Origin of the sequence: Rhodopila globiformis, from assembly GCF_002937115.1 — a bacterium.
In the GTDB taxonomy this organism is placed as follows: domain Bacteria; phylum Pseudomonadota; class Alphaproteobacteria; order Acetobacterales; family Acetobacteraceae; genus Rhodopila; species Rhodopila globiformis.
The window spans coordinates 15,067-31,179 of record NZ_NHRY01000148.1 but is presented as its reverse complement, the minus strand read 5'-3'; the positions used below and the strand labels follow the sequence as shown (position 1 = coordinate 31,179).

General features: G+C 64.9%; 14 protein-coding genes. 1 reads left to right on the top strand and 13 read right to left on the bottom strand.

The annotated features are described in order from the left end of the window. Positions 1 to 227: 227 nt before the first annotated feature. The 7 genes from tssJ to CCS01_RS34685 all read right to left on the bottom strand — a co-directional run bounded on the left by tssJ (position 228) and on the right by CCS01_RS34685 (position 8,076). Entirely contained in the window at positions 228 to 755 is a 528-nt protein-coding gene (tssJ, locus tag CCS01_RS14785) for a type VI secretion system lipoprotein TssJ (RefSeq protein ID WP_104519567.1), read from the bottom strand. Further along, positions 752 to 2,050, bottom strand: a complete 1,299-nt coding sequence (gene tagH / locus CCS01_RS14780) for a type VI secretion system-associated FHA domain protein TagH (protein ID WP_104519566.1) — start codon at positions 2,048 to 2,050, stop codon at positions 752 to 754. The genes tssJ and tagH overlap by 4 nt, the downstream gene beginning before the upstream one ends. A gap of 51 nt (positions 2,051 to 2,101) precedes the next feature. Further along, positions 2,102 to 2,692, bottom strand: coding sequence for a DUF6931 family protein (locus CCS01_RS14775; protein ID WP_104519565.1), 591 nt, complete (start codon positions 2,690 to 2,692; stop codon positions 2,102 to 2,104). A 1-nt stretch (position 2,693) separates the two neighbouring features. Beyond that, entirely contained in the window at positions 2,694 to 4,598 is a 1,905-nt protein-coding gene (locus CCS01_RS14770) for a type VI secretion system Vgr family protein (protein WP_158258401.1), read from the bottom strand. A gap of 676 nt (positions 4,599 to 5,274) precedes the next feature. Next, positions 5,275 to 5,805, bottom strand: coding sequence for a CBS domain-containing protein (locus CCS01_RS32860; RefSeq protein ID WP_146101773.1), 531 nt, complete (start codon positions 5,803 to 5,805; stop codon positions 5,275 to 5,277). A gap of 114 nt (positions 5,806 to 5,919) precedes the next feature. Continuing rightward, entirely contained in the window at positions 5,920 to 6,492 is a 573-nt protein-coding gene (locus CCS01_RS14765) for a hypothetical protein (RefSeq protein ID WP_104519563.1), read from the bottom strand. Between the two features lie 513 nt (positions 6,493 to 7,005). Further along, positions 7,006 to 8,076, bottom strand: coding sequence for a hypothetical protein (locus tag CCS01_RS34685; RefSeq protein ID WP_239992166.1), 1,071 nt, complete (start codon positions 8,074 to 8,076; stop codon positions 7,006 to 7,008). 112 nt (positions 8,077 to 8,188) lie between these two features. On the opposite strand from CCS01_RS34685, the gene CCS01_RS14750 reads away from it, so the two are divergent. Further along, a complete protein-coding gene (locus CCS01_RS14750; RefSeq protein ID WP_146101772.1) occupies positions 8,189 to 8,371 on the top strand; it encodes a hypothetical protein in 183 nt (60 codons plus the stop codon). A gap of 402 nt (positions 8,372 to 8,773) precedes the next feature. Here the strand turns inward: CCS01_RS14750 and CCS01_RS14745 are convergent, their stop codons facing one another. From CCS01_RS14745 to CCS01_RS14720, 6 genes are all read right to left on the bottom strand, one after another. After that, the gene (locus tag CCS01_RS14745; RefSeq protein WP_104519561.1) at positions 8,774 to 9,367 is read right to left on the bottom strand and encodes a 2-oxoacid:acceptor oxidoreductase family protein; all 594 of its coding nucleotides are present in this window, start codon (positions 9,365 to 9,367) and stop codon (positions 8,774 to 8,776) included. After that, positions 9,364 to 10,212, bottom strand: coding sequence for a 2-oxoacid:ferredoxin oxidoreductase subunit beta (locus CCS01_RS14740; RefSeq protein ID WP_204848288.1), 849 nt, complete (start codon positions 10,210 to 10,212; stop codon positions 9,364 to 9,366). Before CCS01_RS14740 ends, CCS01_RS14745 begins: the two co-directional genes overlap by 4 nt. Further along, the gene (locus tag CCS01_RS14735) at positions 10,209 to 11,345 is read right to left on the bottom strand and encodes a 2-oxoacid:acceptor oxidoreductase subunit alpha (RefSeq protein ID WP_104519560.1); all 1,137 of its coding nucleotides are present in this window, start codon (positions 11,343 to 11,345) and stop codon (positions 10,209 to 10,211) included. The genes CCS01_RS14740 and CCS01_RS14735 overlap by 4 nt, the downstream gene beginning before the upstream one ends. 285 nt (positions 11,346 to 11,630) lie before the next feature. Then, positions 11,631 to 12,548, bottom strand: a complete 918-nt coding sequence (locus CCS01_RS14730; RefSeq protein ID WP_104519559.1) for a 2-oxoacid:acceptor oxidoreductase family protein — start codon at positions 12,546 to 12,548, stop codon at positions 11,631 to 11,633. Continuing rightward, positions 12,545 to 14,344 carry an indolepyruvate ferredoxin oxidoreductase subunit alpha gene (gene iorA / locus CCS01_RS14725; RefSeq protein WP_104519558.1) on the bottom strand — a complete coding sequence of 600 codons (1,800 nt, stop codon included), beginning with the start codon at positions 14,342 to 14,344 and terminating at the stop codon, positions 12,545 to 12,547. Before iorA ends, CCS01_RS14730 begins: the two co-directional genes overlap by 4 nt. Before the next feature lie 273 nt (positions 14,345 to 14,617). After that, a complete protein-coding gene (locus tag CCS01_RS14720; protein WP_104519557.1) occupies positions 14,618 to 16,111 on the bottom strand; it encodes an AAA family ATPase in 1,494 nt (497 codons plus the stop codon). Between the last annotated feature and the right edge of the window lie 2 nt (positions 16,112 to 16,113).

The window sequence follows — 16,113 nt, the reverse complement described above, 5'->3', positions numbered from 1 at the left end:
CGGCCGCCATGACGACCAGGCCGTTCGCCGCATCCGGCCACCTCTCGCGGCACGTACCGCGACAGGTGGCCCGGACAAATCGCGCCATGGCGGGAGGGCGGCGCGGTCAATGCATCCCAATCTGTCTGCGGTTCGCTCTGGCGGCTCGGGGGCGGACATCACGGCGTTGAACTCCGTCATTGCGGCATGAGGCTCGCATGCGTCCTGGCGTGGGCACGGCAGAGGCGTCATGGCGCAGGCCGCAAGGTTACGGCCAACCGGCCAATGGTGGCCGACAGCTTCGTGGTGCCATGGGTGGCGATCGGGGCGACGGCGCGCCATTGCGCATTGTCGATGTCGCGGTACAGTGCCGCGATGCCGATGGCCGTGACCCCCGGCTTCGGGTCGATCCTGATGCTGCGCCGTTCCGACGGGTTGACGAAAACATCCTGGGTGGCGGCCTCGTCGGAACCCAGTGCCTTCCGCTCGCTGTCCAGGAACGCATAGGCGTCGGCGTATTCGAAGCGATGCGGCTCGACCAGTTGGATGATGCGCACGTCAACAGGCGAGGCCGCGCCGTTGATGTCAGGATTCTGGTCCGTGCTGCCAGCCAAAGAAAGCATTACCACAGGTGGCGGAGGCGGTTCAGGCGACTTCTGATCCGACGAGCATGCGGACAATTGCACGCAGATCAGCAGCAGACCGCGGCGGGCAGCCAACAGACGCGCCCGGGAGCCGCCGTATCGCTTGCCTGGTTTCCTCCCGGTGACGTTCACCTGCGTCCCCCTGGTCGATCCCGGGCGAGATCTTCCAGCGCTTCTTCATAGGCGCGGGCGAACGCCTTGCCGAAGACGCTGTCGAAATCGTCGCTGAGCGCCTGGCTGATCTCGGCGTGCAGGGCCTCATACATGTCCCATGCACGGACCTTCCTGTGCCCCGGCAGCATGGACCGGGCCTGCCCTTGGGTGGCGCTGATCCTGTCCGGGTCCAGGCGCTGAAGCAGGGCGCGCACGGCGGTTTGCATCGCCGCCATGGTGGCGAGTTCATGCAGCCGGATATCGCGCAGCGCGTCCGATACCGCCCGCGCCGGCGTCGTATCGGTCGGTCGGCCGGCGTTCAGCAGAGCGGATACCGCGTCGTCATCGTTGGCGGCGAACTTCAGCGGATTGTTGTTGCGTGCCCGGATCATCGTCTGTTCGATGCGAAACTCGCTCTTGATCGAAGCGCGCGCAATCAGGACAGAGCGCAACCCGGAGACAAGAGCGCGAAAGGCCTCACCCAAGCGTTCCATTGCCAGGGCCGGGTCGGCGACATTTGCGTTCGGCAAGCCTGCGCCAGCGAGGAAGGCAGCCAGCAGCGACCCATCGGCGGCCGGCTGCGGCGCCGGTGCAACCACAGGCGGCGGTTGCGATGGCAGCTGGGGGGGCGGGCTGCGCGGCGCGAACACCGGTTCCGGCTGCAGCGTGCCGGATGGTGCCGGCTCGGGATCCGGCACGCCTGGCAGCAGATCATTGTCCCAGCCTTCCGGCAACAGGTCACCGGCCGGGATAAGGCCCCCGCCGGGCACCGACACCTGCTCGACCGGGCTGGGTGGGTAGAGCGCGTCATCCAGCACCGACGAATGGTCGTCCTGCGTCCGACCTGCGAAGGATGCCTTCGGATCTTCCGGCCAAAGCGGATCGCCGAACGGATCGTCGTACGGGATGCCGGGCTCCCGCCTGGCGACGAAAGGCCCGGGATCGGCGGGACGCTCGCCCTGGTCGAGCAGCACCTCGATCTCATACGGCCCGATGCGCAATCGGTCGTGGTCGCGAAGCACACGCTTGTTGCCCTTGCCGATCGGCGCCTCATCGTTGTTCGCGAAGGTCCCGTTCGCACTGTTGTCCAGGAGTTGCCATTCGCCGGAACGAAATGCCAGCGTGCAATGCTGGCGGGAAACCATCTGGTTCACGTCGCTCAGTACCCAGTCCACGCCCGGACCCCGGCCAAGGGAGAACTCGCCGCCGGTCAGGACACGGGTTTCCGGTGTCACCGCCGGCGGGCATCGCAGGACGTTCAGGGTCAGTTGCACAGCTGCAGCCTCCTGCCCGGATGGGTGCGCAGGCTTTGCCAATGGCTGGGATCAGGCATTTTCAACGGCCAGGCGGCCGGGCCCGCCGGATGCGATGTTGCGGGCGCTTTCCAGGAAGCGTTCCAGGCGTGCCGGGCGGCGGGATACATCGCCGCGAACGGCGGACAATGCAACGGACCCCGCGACGGCGGTGCCGGTGAGATGAGGCGGAGGCGGAACGGCGGGCTGGCTCTCCGGCGCCATGGAGTCGCCGCTCCAGAACGCCGCGACGGCGGCCCAGGCCTCCGGCGTGCCGAACGCGGTGGCCTGCGCGCGCGCCATGGCAGTGCGCCGCACCTGGTCCGTTGGCTGGCGCACCCAGTCTTCCGCGGCTTCCCGCGCCGCGCGGTCAGCTGCGGGCAGGTCAGGCGGCGCGGTATGAATGGCGCACATGCAAGCCCACCAGACGGCCTCCCGCCGCGGCAGTGCATGCGCGACCAGCCGGACCGCTTCGATCCGGAAGCCTCCCGCCTCCAGCGCCGCAAGAGCCTTGGGCACGGTGGCGCAGTCATGGATCACGCTCGCCGGATCCGCGGGCAGCGCCAGGCGCGGCAGTAGCGTGGCCAGATCGGTTGCATTGAACTTCGCCAGTGTTTCCGACATGTCAGTTCAGCATCATGATGCCGCCCTTAAGAGTGAGCATGCCATCGCCTGAAATCTTGGTCATGGGCGCGCTGACGTCTGTCATAGCCTGGCCGGCGACCTTGACCATAATGCCGTTGATGGCCACCCCCTCCTGGTCGATCTTAATTGAATTTCCGCCGACTGTCAGCGTGACCGACTGCAACGCCGAAATCTCGATCTTGCCGGCGTCAGCCTTGATCGACAGGTTGCCCATCCGGATGTCGAGCGCGTCGTTGCCCTGGTCGATCGTAACCGAGCGGTTCTGCGTTATCTCGATCGTTTCATCCTTCTTGACCGTGACGATGCGGCAGTTGTCAACCGTCAGGGTCTGATCGTGTCCGACCTTGGTGGCCTGGTCGTTTTCGACTTCGGTGGTCAGGTCCTTTTCGGCATGAAGAAAGACCAGTTCCTGCCCGGACTTGTCGTCAATGCTGAATTCGCTGAAGTTGGACTTGCCGCCCTTCAGCGTGCTTCGCGTCCGAAAGCCAAGCCTGGTCTTCTCGCCCTCGGCAAAGATCGGGGTATCGCGGCCGTTGTACAGGCCCCCAACGATGATCGGGCAGTCCGGGTCGCCGTTGACGAACGAGACGGCCACTTCGGTCCCCACACGGGGGATGAACTGGGCACCCCAGCCCTTTCCGGCCCAGGGCTGCACCACGCGCGCCCAGATCGCTTGCCCGCCTGCGGCATCAGCCCGGTGATCCCAGTAGAAGCGGACCTTCACCCGCCCCAAGGAGTCGGTGTGGATTTCCTCGCCGTCCTGGCTTCTGATTTCGGTACCCCTGGTGTGCTGCGGGCCGAGGACCAGGGCGGCATGAATTCCCTGCATGCGCGGGCGCGGCGTCACCATGGGCTGGCGCCAGGTAATCGTCGCCGGGAAGCAGATAAAACTGTTCTCGTACGAAACAGTGCCGTTCTGGGTGAGCCAACTGTCGTCGGTGGCCTCGTGGTTCACCGAACGCACGACATAGGTTCCGTCATACTGGCTGGCGGGGCGGCTGGAAAGCTTGAACTTGCCGCCGGGCACCAGCGTTCCGAAGTGGCTGGTGGCCTGGAACTGGTGGGCCTGGGCCTCGGCCGCTTCCATTTCCCATTGCGTCCGGTTGTCCAGCGTGCCGCTCTGGACGGTGTATGCCGGCCAACGGAAATCATCCCTCTGCTCCTTGCCGCTGGTCTTCAGCTTTGTGTTCTTGTCGGCCTGCAGCAGGGCATCCGGATTTTCGGGGTCATAGTCCTTCAGCCGCATCTTGCCCCGGACCGTACGGGCGACATGGGACCAGGCCGTTATGGTGGCCGGGTCGTTGGCGCCTGACAGGTGCAGGGCGGCGTCCGGAATGTCCTTGAATGCGACACCCTGGTCGGCGACGATCAGCTTGTGGCCGGATGCACTGTGTTCAAAGAAATAATAGTATCCCTCTTCTTCCATCAACCTGGTTGCAAATGCCAAGTCGGTTTCGTTGAACTGCACCGTGTACTCGCGCTTCTTGTCCGACCTCGGCAGGCTGAAGTCCTTCAATCCGGCATCATTGAACAGCTGAGTCAGGATATCGGGGACGGACAGTTCCTGAAAGACACGGCAATCCGTCGTTTGATCCAGGAACCACAGGCGGGGGACCAGCAAAAGGCGATAGACGTGATATTCGTCGTTGGAACGACCGCGGACCATGCCCTCGCTGCTGATGCGATGCACGATGCCATGGAAGTAGCGGATCGGGCGATTATCCGACTGCAGGGTGACGCAAGCCGCGTGACTGAGCAGCGCATTCGGGTCCACGGCACCGGCCTGGCTGACAACCTGGACCTCAAATGTAAAAGTTTGGCTGATACCTTCCTGAGCGGACAGGCGAGTCGGGATCAGGACCTCGCCCCCGAGTGGCGATGTCATGGCAAGTGTGGCTTTGGCGCGGGACCATATGACCATGATCAGGCCCGCTGTCTTTTCAGGGCCGGTCGTCGATGCACGAGCGCCGCGTTTCCGTTACGGGACAGCATCGTGACCGGGCATGTTCGAACGACGTAGCCTGTGATCATGCTGGGCCGTTGCGCCATCGGTTTACCATGCGGCTCATCACCGGAGCCGCCGCAGCCGAACGGTCCATGATGGAGCCATCGCGGCGCCGAGCCGGGCCACATCGACGAGTTCGGCGTCCTGTTGCGGCAATCGAGCATTCATGGCGTTCACTGGGCGTCCCGCTCCCGAACCCGGTCACGTTCGGATCAACGTGTTACATACGCAGAAAACCTCGTGCGTTCCATTTTAGCAATGCGGTGGCGGGATGAAGCCGAAATCCGCACCGGCGTTCGCAGGCGGGAAGGCGTCAAAAATATGCGTAATTGCAAGTGGTTGCTTTCGACACAGGTGGCTCTTGGCTGCGCTGGAGGTCGTTGGATAACAATCTGTTTATAGGCACTGGTGGCCCCGGTGCGATGATTGCCTTGATCTGCCTGAGCGCTTCATCGACTTCGTGAAATCCGGTTGGCACCTTCGGTTGAGCCGAGAAGACAACTCGTTTCCGGAAGGTGAAGCCCGGATACAACAGCGCGTCATATCAAGAAGACGGTCAAGCCGATGCCCCGGCGCGTGCGACAGCGAACCGCACAGGGATCGAGACGGCGCTTGGGGCGCGGCGGTCTGCCCCCCTCGTCATGGCGGCTACCCAGGACAAGCCCGGGCACAGGCTCCAGGCCGCCGGCCGTCCTGTTCGGCGGAGATCTTGGGTCGGGCACTGGCGCAGCCGCGCAACTGCCGGTCGGGTTGCAGTGTCATCCTGTTCATGCGCGGATGGAGCAAGCGCCGCAGCCGGCAATGCGGCGCGCACCGTCCGCTGAGGGACCGGCATCCCCGGCAGCTGCGGTCGTTTTTTTTGTCGTGGCGGTTCATGCGCTCCGCTTCGCCTCTTCAGGCGGGAACGCCATTCCTTGCCGCATTCAAAACGGATCAGCATGCGCCGTCTGTCGATATTGCTGACCGTACCAAGCAGCGTTCCGCCTTCGTCAAAGAATGGCGGCGCGGGGACACCGCGGTCGAGCATCAGCCTGGCAAGGGCGGCGACCATGTCATCCTGCCAGATGGTGGCGATCTGGCGGTTCATGATGCCGATCTTCAGTACCGAAACCGGCCTACTGCCCTGGCGTGTCGCCCGCTTCAGGAATTCGCCTGCGCGGCTACAGGGCCGCGAATAGTCGTGTTCGAGAGTAAGGAGGGTTCAGCTTCTCAGCGACTCCTTGATGGAGTGCTTCAGAATATCCTCGAAATTCCTCTTTGCAATGACCCGAATTATTGCTCTTGCCACTGTCCCGGCACCGCCTTGCTGCTGAGCAAGATTAAGGAGTATGTCCGCTGCGTCATCGCGGGCCGCCCCCTTTATACCTTTGGCGGACTTGTATACCGCCCGCCCAGCACGATAGGCGGCTGTCCCGATCCTTCCAACTTGCAGGGTTGCGGCCTGGCCGACGGCGATGTTGAAATGGCGCTGCTTTTTCGTCAGCGCGAAGTTGATCACCGTCAAAAGGCTCGTCCGTTGGTCATCGGTCAGGTTCAGATGACGCGAGTTGATCACAAGATTCCGATATTCTTTGAGTTGCGCAACGGTGTTCTGCGTATCGTAAGCATCGACGCCATCCATGATGGTGCCGCAAACCATGCCGAGCCCGGTACCCGCCACGATCCCCCATGGCCCCAGCGCCGAGGTTGCTGCACTTGCGGTGGGCAATGCCACGGCGGCGGCTGTTTGAATGGAACTCAGCCAGGGGGCGGGGCTGGTAGTCCAGCTTTCCATGCGGGTGCCAGTTGGGAATCCCGTAACGCCACGGGCCCCCAATCCTGCGCCACTTATTATTGGAGTCACAGTCGGAGATAGCGGCATCTCTGTTCCCGGTTGCTGTTTAAGGGTGGATCCTTGAAGCGCCTTCGATGAATGCAGAAGACATCATAGGACCATTTCATGGGCTGAGGAAAGCTGATCCCCCGATGCCTCTACCGTCAGCTTCTCTGGCCAGGAGATGACCTTTGCTGGCGTAGTCATTTTGTCGCCGCCTGCGTCGCTCCTCTGAGCGACGCGACGCGAATGGCGGCGGAAACCAAAGGCTGGTCTCTGTTCGGGCTCCCAGAAGCAGTTGCTGCGGGCGTTCCTGAAGCGATGGTCTCGATGTTTGAGGGAATGACCCGGTGACGATGAACTTTGCCCCCGGAGATCTGGTCCGCGCCCGTGGGCGCAAGTGGGTCGCGCTGCCATCCTGGCAAGACGGCATTCTGGCTCTCCGCCCTCTCTCAGGCGGGGAGAACGACACGGTTATCCTTCCCAGAGCTTGAAATCATTCCGGTTGAGCCTGCCCGATTTGATCTGCCTGCCGACGCCTCCACAGCAGTTCAGGCGAAGGCCGCACTGCTCGCGGATGCATTGCATCCGACGCTGCGTCGCGGCGCAGATCCCTTCAGATCGGCCGCGTAACTTGCATTCGAACCTCGGGCCTACCAGCTCGTACCTTTGCTGATGGCCCTTCGCTTGCCAGTGCCACGGTTGCTCATCGCAGATGATGCCGACATCGGCAAGACAATCGAGGTTGGCCTGATCCTGCGCGAGCTGATGGATCGGGCGAGGTGGATGCGTTATCGGTGCTTTGTGTAGCGCGACAATCAAGATGAGAATCGTCGGAGCACCTTGAATCCGGGGATCGGGAACCTCTCGTCCTGCGAACAGAGAATCGGAAATTTCGGCCGGGACGTCCGCAGGTAGTTGATGCCTGCACGCCCCCGCCATGGTTTCCACCAGCCTCTCCGTGGAGATGGCATCGCCCGGGTAAAGAACCGTCGAGGAATGAACGGCGCGGAACATCGCAATATCCTCCAGCGCCATATGAGACCGGCTGTCCTCACCGATGGAAACGCCGCAATGCGATCCGCACAGGTTGATGTTGCTCCGGCTGATGGCTGCCATGCGCACCTGGTCATAGGCGCGAGCCAGAAAGCACGCAAAGGTATCAAGGAAAGGCACCTTGCCGCGCGCGGCGAGTCCCACACCCGCGCTGACGAGATTCTGTTCGGCGATGTAGCCCTGATAGAAATGATCCGGGAAGGCGTCGCCGAATATTTCCGAGAAAGTCGAGTTCTTCACGTCGCCCGAAACAGCCACGATGTGCGGATTCACCGCGCCCAGTCGCTTGAGGGCAAATCCGTAGGCCTCGCGCGTCGCGACAGGCTTCGAAGGATCGTAGTCCAGCGACGCAGGAGCCGGGAAATTCGGCGGCTTCGGCAATGGCGTCCTGGCATAGGATCTGCCGGGGTCGTTGGGCAGGTCGATTGCCGGTCTCAGGGTCGGTCCAGTCCATGGCGACCGCGATCGCGGTGCGGGCGCCGACGACATAGGGCACCCACAGGACCTGGATGTCGTCGATCTTGATGCCGGGGTTGGATAACAGGCGGTCAACCTGTTTGATGGCATGCTTGGTCAGTGCGCCACGAGCGGCGGCCAGTCCGTGGCCGATGGCGGCAACTGCGAGCGAGCCGCTGCGCAGCACGCCGAGGGCGGCGTCGCACAGGCTGTCGATGCGCTTGGCGTGCAGATCCGGGCCAAGCACGCCGCCAAGAACCTGGCGAACCTCGTCGAACGAGACGTGGTGGGTGAGGGTCATGACGCGCGCTCCGCAGGACCGTGTTGATGGTTGCAGAGCAGATTCGGCCAGATCGCCGCGCCGGAAAGTGGGGCGGCTCAAGACGCAAGATCCTTGCGTCAGCGCTGGGACTGCGATTCTTTTCAGAATCCCCGACCGCGCTGCCAATTCTTGTATGTCAATGTCACGCTATGGCCAAAATGAGGGGATGCCTGAGTTCTCTACCCACTCCCACCATCCGACGGCTGCTGGGCAGAGTCCGCTTCGGCGGTGCCGCCACCACCGCCTGAATGCCCAACATGGGCGCAGAGCGCACCTACAAGTCTGTCCCCATTACCGCTACGCCCGCCCATTCAGGCAATTGTCAGTTGCGAAGTCCAACCGCCGCGGTGCCCCTCGCTTGTCACGGCTGACGTTGCCACGCGCCGCACGACATGTGTATAATCAGCCCTATCCGATACACATAGGCGGACACGATGCGGACAAACATCGAACCCCAACCCGCGCGCCGACCAACCCCCACCCCTGCCGAACCGCCGCGAGATTGAGGTCCGCGAATTTCGGCGGCGTCTCCAGCCGCACCGCCTCTTCCAGCATTTCCTCGCTCACCAGCCGGCCAAGATGCGCCAGCGCCCCAAGCGCCACGACATTGGCGATGCGAGGGCTGCCGACCTCAACCGCCCGGGCGGCAATCGGCAGGACATGCAGGTCGAAACCGGATGCCGGCGGCTCCGGCACCAGCCGCTCATCGACGATCAGCAACGCCCCTGGCCTGATCAGCGGCAGCGACCGCTCGAGGCCGACCTGCGACAGCGCGGCAACCATGTCGAGACCGGTCGCCAGCGGATAATCACCGGACTCATCCGACACCACCAGGTCCGAATAGCAGAATCCACCGCGCGAGGTCGGCTCGTAGCTCTGCGACTGCGCCGCGCGCCGGCCCTCGATCGCCAGGGCGCGGAACAGGATATGCATGCCGGTGATCAGCCCCTGTCCGCCGCTGCCGGCGAGGCGTATTTCGGCACGATGGGCGTGGACAGTCATGGCTTTGCCTTCGCTTTCGCCTGCTCGGCCGCCGCACGCTGGCGGTAGATGCGGCCGTATTCGGGGCGGTCACGCTGCACGAGAACGCCGGCGCGCAGGCGGTTGGGGCGGAACGGTTCGTCGGCGACGTTGCCAAACGCCTCGGGGCGCATGTCGCTCTTCTGCGACAGGATCATCTCGGGCGACTCGCCCAGGTCGTTCTTGCGGCCGTAGATCTCGGTGCAGTCGGACATCACCTCGATGAACGAGAAGCCCTCATGCGCGAGGCCCGCCTTGATGACGTTCTTCAGTGCCGGCGCCTGGCGCGTCACCTCCCGTCCGACGAAGCTCGCCCCGGCGGCGTCGGCCAGGCGGCAGGCATCGAACGTTGGCTCGGCGTTGCCGTGCGGCGTGGTGGTGGTCAGGCGGTCAACCGCCGTCGTCGGCGACACCTGGCCGCCGGTCATGCCATAGACCTCGTTGTTGAGCATCAGGCACGTCAGGTCGAGATTGCGGCGGCAGGCATGGATCAGGTGGTTGCCGCCAATCGCGAGGCAATCGCCGTCGCCGGTGATAACCACCACCGTCAGGTCGGGCCGGGCCAGCTTCAACCCGGTCGCGAAGGCCAGCGGGCGGCCGTGCGTGGTGTGGAACGTGTTGGCGTCGACATAGGCGCCGACGCGCCCCGAGCAGCCGATGCCGCACACGACCGCGAGCCGGTTCTTGTCGATGCCGAGTTCGTGCACCGCCCACAGCAGGCTGCGCAGCGCAATGCCGTGGCCGCAGCCCGGGCACATGAAATGCGGCATCATCTGCAGCCGCAGGTAGTCCTTCACGTCGAACGACGGTTGCATGAGGTCGTTCATGCCGCGGTCTCCCGAATTCTGCGGACGATGTCGCCCGGGCCGATCGGCTCGCCGTCGATACGGTTGAGGCGCGCGACCTTGTCCGGCTCGAGAATCCGCTCGACTTCCAGCGCAAGCTGGCCGGCGTTCATCTCGGGAACCAGCACGCGCCGCGCCTTCGCCGTGGCCTCGCGCAGCGCCGCCTCGGGGAACGGCCACAGCGTGATCGGCCGGAACAGGCCGGCCCGGATCCCGGCGGCACGCAGGTCCTGGGCGGCGCGGCGGGCGGCCCGCGCGACGATGCCGATGGCGACGATGACGATTTCGGCGTCCTCGGTGTCGAAGGTTTCAACCCGTTCGATGCGGTCGCGGTTGAACTCGATCTTGTCGAGCAGGCGCTGCGTCGCCCTGGCGGCGAGGTCCGGCTTCTGGGTCGGGAAGCCATCCTGCGTGTGCGTCAGGCCGGTGACGTGGATGCGATGCCCACCGCCCGGCCGCGCCATGACCGGCACGCCATCTTCCGTCTCGGCATAGGGCAGGAACGCCGTTTCGTCCCCCGTCGCCCATTTGCGCGTGATCGTCGCCACCGTATGACGCTGCGGCAGCACGACGGACTCCAGCAGGTGCGCGATCACCTCGTCGTACAGCAGGATGACCGGCGTGCGGAACTCCTCCGCCAGGTTGAAGGCGCGGATGGTCTCGTCATAGATCTCCTGCACCGAGGCGGGCGCGACGACGATGACCGGATGATCGCCGTGCGTGCCCCAGCGCGCCTGCATGATGTCCGCCTGCGACGGCCGCGTCGGCATGCCGGTCGAGGGTCCGCCGCGCATCACGTTGACGATGACGCAGGGGGTTTCGGTCATCGCGGCATATCCGAGATTCTCCTGCATCAGCGAGAAGCCGGGGCCGCTGGTGGCGGTCATCGCCTTGGCGCCGCCGAGGGACGCGCCGATGACCGCGGCCAGCGAGCTGATCTCGTCCTCCATCTGCACGAAGACGCCGTTGGCGCGCGGCATCTCGCGCGACATCTGCTCGGCGATTTCAGAGGAAGGCGTGATCGGATAGCCGGCGAAGAACCGGCAGCCGGCGGCGATGGCGCCGAGCGCGCACGCGCGGTTGCCGTGCAGCGAGGCGAGCGAGGGTGTCGTCATTGGGAGGCCATCATGGGGACATCAAGGATTGCGGGAGAAACAACCGGTTCGCCGGAGGCGGGCACCGGCCGTTCCGCGTCATGGTGGGCACAGGCCCTTCCGTATCAAGATAGGGGAACTGACGGAGCAAGGTCGTCTCCCCATCGTCATGGCCGGGCGTGTCCCGGCCATCCGCGCTTCGACGGAAGGGGGTGGATGGCCGGGACACGCCCGGCCATGACGATGAGAGAACGGCCGCCGTGACGGTTGAAACGTCCGGGCGGCAATTGGAACGACTATTCTGCATCAGGTCCCGAGGGTCGTCTGCACGTCGATCGCGAAGTCGGGGCAGAGCCATTCGCAGACATGGCAGCCGGTGCAGGCCTGCGGTGCCTTGAGATACGCGACCTGATGCTCATTCAGCGCAAGGCAACGTTCCGGGCAGAGCTTCACGCAGATGTCGCAGCCCTTGCACCACGCGGCGTTGATGGTGTGCCGGACCGACACGTCCGGCAGGTCCGCCTGTGTGACATGCGTGTCGAAGCCGGCGTCGAAGCTCAGCGACGGGTCGCCGCGCGCCGCGTCCGCCCAGGCGCGGCCGGCTTCGAACGCCTTCAGGTTGATCGCCCGCGACTTCGGCGGCGCCAGCGTCTCCAGCACCGCGAGCCAGTCGGCGGCGGACACGTCCATCGAGGCCGACAGCACGCCGAGCAGCACGGTGTTGGCCGCCCGGGATTCGCCCAGTCCCCGGGCGATCGCGGTCGCGTCGAGCGCGTAGCCTTCGCCAACCTTGTCGAGCACCTCGGCCGGCGTCTCGCGCGCATAGGCCATGGGGGCGCCGTGGCGGCGCGAGCGGCAGGCGAACGGCGGCACGATGCGGCGGGTGTCGGCAATGAACACGCCGGTCTGCGGGCGGAGGAATTCCAGCCAGCGCAGGCCCTCGGCCCATTCCAGCGCGATCAGCACGTCGGCCTCGCCCCTGGCGATGGTGGGCGACCAGACTTCCGCGCCGAAGCGCACATGGCTGAACACCACGCCGCCGCGCTTGGCCATGCCGTGTACTTCGCTCTGCTTGACTTGCAGGCCCTGCCTCTGGCCAATCAGCGCCAGCGCCTTCGAGATCATCAGCACGCCCTGGCCGCCGACGCCGACGACCATCACGTTCAGCCCACGCGTCGTGTCCAGCGCGGCCGGGGCTGTCTCGGTGTGCGACGCGGCGCTCATGCGGCGGCCACCGGCTGGATGCAGTCGGACGTGCAGACCTGGGCGCACAGCGTGCAGCCGATGCAGGCGGCGGCGTCGATCCGCACCTTGTGCCGGCCCTCATAGAGTTCGTCCGACCAGAGCAGCGCCGGGCAGCCGAGGTTCATGCACGACTGGCAGGCGACGCAGCCGTCCTGCCTCACCGCGAGCGGCGTGCCCTTGATCCGGACCGGATCGAGCACGCACGGACGCTCGGAAATGACGACCGAGACGCCCTTGTGGACGATCGCCTCGCGCAGGGTCTGGTACATGTGGCCGACGTCGTACGGATCGACGCGGCGGATCCAGGTTACCCCGACGGCGCGGCAGATCGCCTCGTAGTCGGCCTTTGGCGCGGGCTCGCCGCGCAGGCTTTGCCCGGTGCCCGGATGGTCCTGCCCGCCGGTCATCGCGGTGATGGCGTTGTCGAGGATGACGACGGTGATGTTCGCCTTGTTGTAGACCGCGTCGATCAGCGGTGGGATGCCGGAGTGCAGGAATGTCGAATCGCCTATGGTGGCGACGATCGGCTTTTTCTCCCCGGCCGCCGCCATGCCGACGGCGTTGCCGATGCTCGCGCCCATGCAGATGGTGGTATCGATCGAGCGCAGCGGCTCGACCGCGGCCAGCGTGTAGCAGCCGATGTCGCCGGCGACCCGCGCGTCGATCCCGCGCAGCGCAAAGAAGGCGCCGGTGTGCGGGCAGCCGGCGCACAGCACCGGCGGGCGCGCCATCGGCTGGATGTCGAGCGGGACGGGTTCGGGCGGCGCCTCGGCCAGGCCCGCGGCGGCGAGGCCCGCGCGCACCAGTTCCGGCGACAGTTCGCCGGAGCGCGGGAAGAACGCTTTGCCCTCGGCGGGCAGGCCGAGCGCGCGGATCTGCGTTTCCAGCGCCGGTTCAAGCTCCTCGACGACGAGCAGCCGATCGGCTGAGGCGGCGAAGGCGCGCAGCGTCGCCTCAGGCAGGGGGTAGGCCGCGCCGAGCTTCAGGATCGAGGCGCGCGGCGCGACCTCTTTCACATACAGATACGACGTCGAGCCGGTGACGATGGCGAAGGTCGTGTCGCCCTTTTCCCAACGGGTGAGCGGCGCGGTTTCGAGCCAGGCGGCGAGCTTCGCCTCACGCTCGATGACTTTCGGGTGCAGCCGGCGCGCGTTGGCGGGAATGGTGACGGTCTTGCCCGGCGCGTCGACGAAGCCTTTGGCCGGCGGCGCGGCCCGGTTGCCGACGCGCACGACCGAGCGGGTGTGCGACAGGCGGGTGGTCGAGCGCACGATCACCGGCGTGTCAAACTGCTCCGACAGATCGAAGGCGAGGAACGTGAAGTCGTAGGCTTCCTGCGCGTCGGACGGCTCCAGCACCGGCACGCCGGCGAAGCGCGCGAACAGGCGGGTGTCCTGCTCGTTCTGCGAGGAATGGATGCCGGGATCGTCGCAGACGACCAGCACGAGGCCGGCGTGCGCGCCGATGTAGGACTGCGACATCAGGGAGTCAGCCGCGACGTTGAGTCCGACATGTTTCATGCAGCAGATCGCCCGCACGCCGGACAGCGCGGCACCGATGGCGACGTCGAGCGCGACCTTTTCGTTGGTGGACCATTCGGCGTAGAGGTCGGAGGCCGGGTACTGGGCGAGGGATTCGAGGATCTCGGTCGAGGGGGTACCGGGATAGGCGGCGGCGACCTTGACGCCCGCTTCCCACGCGCCGCGCGCGATGGCCTCGTTGCCCATCAGCGGAAGGAGGTCATCGGCCGCCTTCGGCCTGGCCTGTACGTTCATCGTGTTCAGTCCCCGAAACGGGAATCTCTTTGCGCCGGTTTTTCGTGCGGCGCAAGGAGGACGTCGGTTTGGCGGCGGGCCGGTTTGAAGATCGGGGTAGGGTGGTTTGCGACGATCCGATCGCGGGCGGCAACCACTCAGAGCCTGAGCCGACTTGACCGGTTTATCCTTGTGGGACGTTTGGGATGATGGTCAATGCGCTGGCGGGCCGCGAGCGATAGCGATGATCACTACGTTTACGCCATAGCCCTATGACGCTCCGCGCCAAGTCGATCACGGGGTTCGCAGCGCCGTCGTGAGGGTTTCGACCGCGTCTATGGCCGCAACTACCTCGGCCTCATTGAGCGAGGTCGTGGGGTCGTGCGACAGCGGGTTGAGTATGCGGGCCTGGTGCGGGGTGATCGCCGCCAGAGCGTCGAGTTTCGGTTGATCTCCGGCGAACTTATTCTCAAGGCCGGTCTTGAGTTGTTCGAACGTGATTTTCTTCGGATCAGGCTTGTAAGGAAACGCAACCTTCTTGTCCTCGCACTGCTTGCGGAGCAACAACTCGCAGGCGGAGCGCGCGTAATTGGCGGCGGCGGGCAGATGCTTCTGAGCGATGAAATCGCGGGCCTGCTTGAGCGTGGCTTTAACGATGTCAGACGGAACGGGACGCAGATAGGGCGTGGCCTCGCCCGTCACCGCGACCATCTCGTACATCTCATGGCAGGTCCAGCGATCGGTTGGGATGGCGGCTCGGATCACTTCGAACCAATGGCGGTCGTGGGTGAGCAACACGATCTGCCAATCGGCGAAATGCTTATCCAATACGGCCAGGAGCGGCCGGCGATTCGCGTAGTCGAGGCCAACCAGCACATCGTCCAGCACCAACAGCTTGAGCGCCTGCGAGGGCGCCGAGGGAACGCAGGCAAGACGGCCGGCGAGATAGAAGGCCAGCGCCAAGGCTGAAAGCCGGGCTTCGTTCAGGAAATGCTGCGGCTGTTGCGGGTAATATCCTCGAAACTCCAGCTTTGCGTAGAGTTCCTTCGCCGCGAAACCGCGATCCTTTTTCAGCCGCGAATTATTGTAGCGTACGGTTCCGCGCTCGAAGGCCTCGATCCTCATTTCGTGACGGCCGAGATCGGCAAGTAGGGTGTTGATGATCGGCAGCATGGCGTCGAGCGCTTCTTCTAGGCCGGCGTTGAAGGCCGCGCAGGCCGCCTCGACGTGGGTCAGATAATTGGTATTCGAGCGATGGACGTGCGGCCTGGCGCGTTCGGTCTCCGTCCAGCGTTCGGCGAGGGTCTTGCCGGATGTAGCGTCGGCGAAATCGGCGAGCAGGGTTTCGATGGCGAGGTCGAACAGGTTCGGACGGTGCTGACCATGGAAGGCGTTGGTTTCCAGGAGCGCGTGATAGTCGAGGAAGGAACTGCGCAACGCCGCCAGCGCGACGCGCGGGTCCGCTGTCGGCAGGCCGGGATGCCGCGTCTCCGTCCATTCGAGCGACGGCCTGCCATCATTGAAGGTGACGTTAACGCGCGGGGTCAAGAGCGGGTCGAGCGCGTGGACATGGGCATTGCTCTTCAAAGCGTCCCGACGCGGACGCCGGGCAAACAGGTCGCGAAGCGCTTTGTATATCGATGACTTGCCCGCGCCGTTCTCGCCATAGACGATCAGGTTGCGGCCATGCACCGGGATTTCCAACTCGGCGCTGAACGCCCGATAGGCGCGAAGCGACAGACTTTCGATCCTGAGTGGCTGCGATGCGGACTTCCCGCCGTCCTCCACGA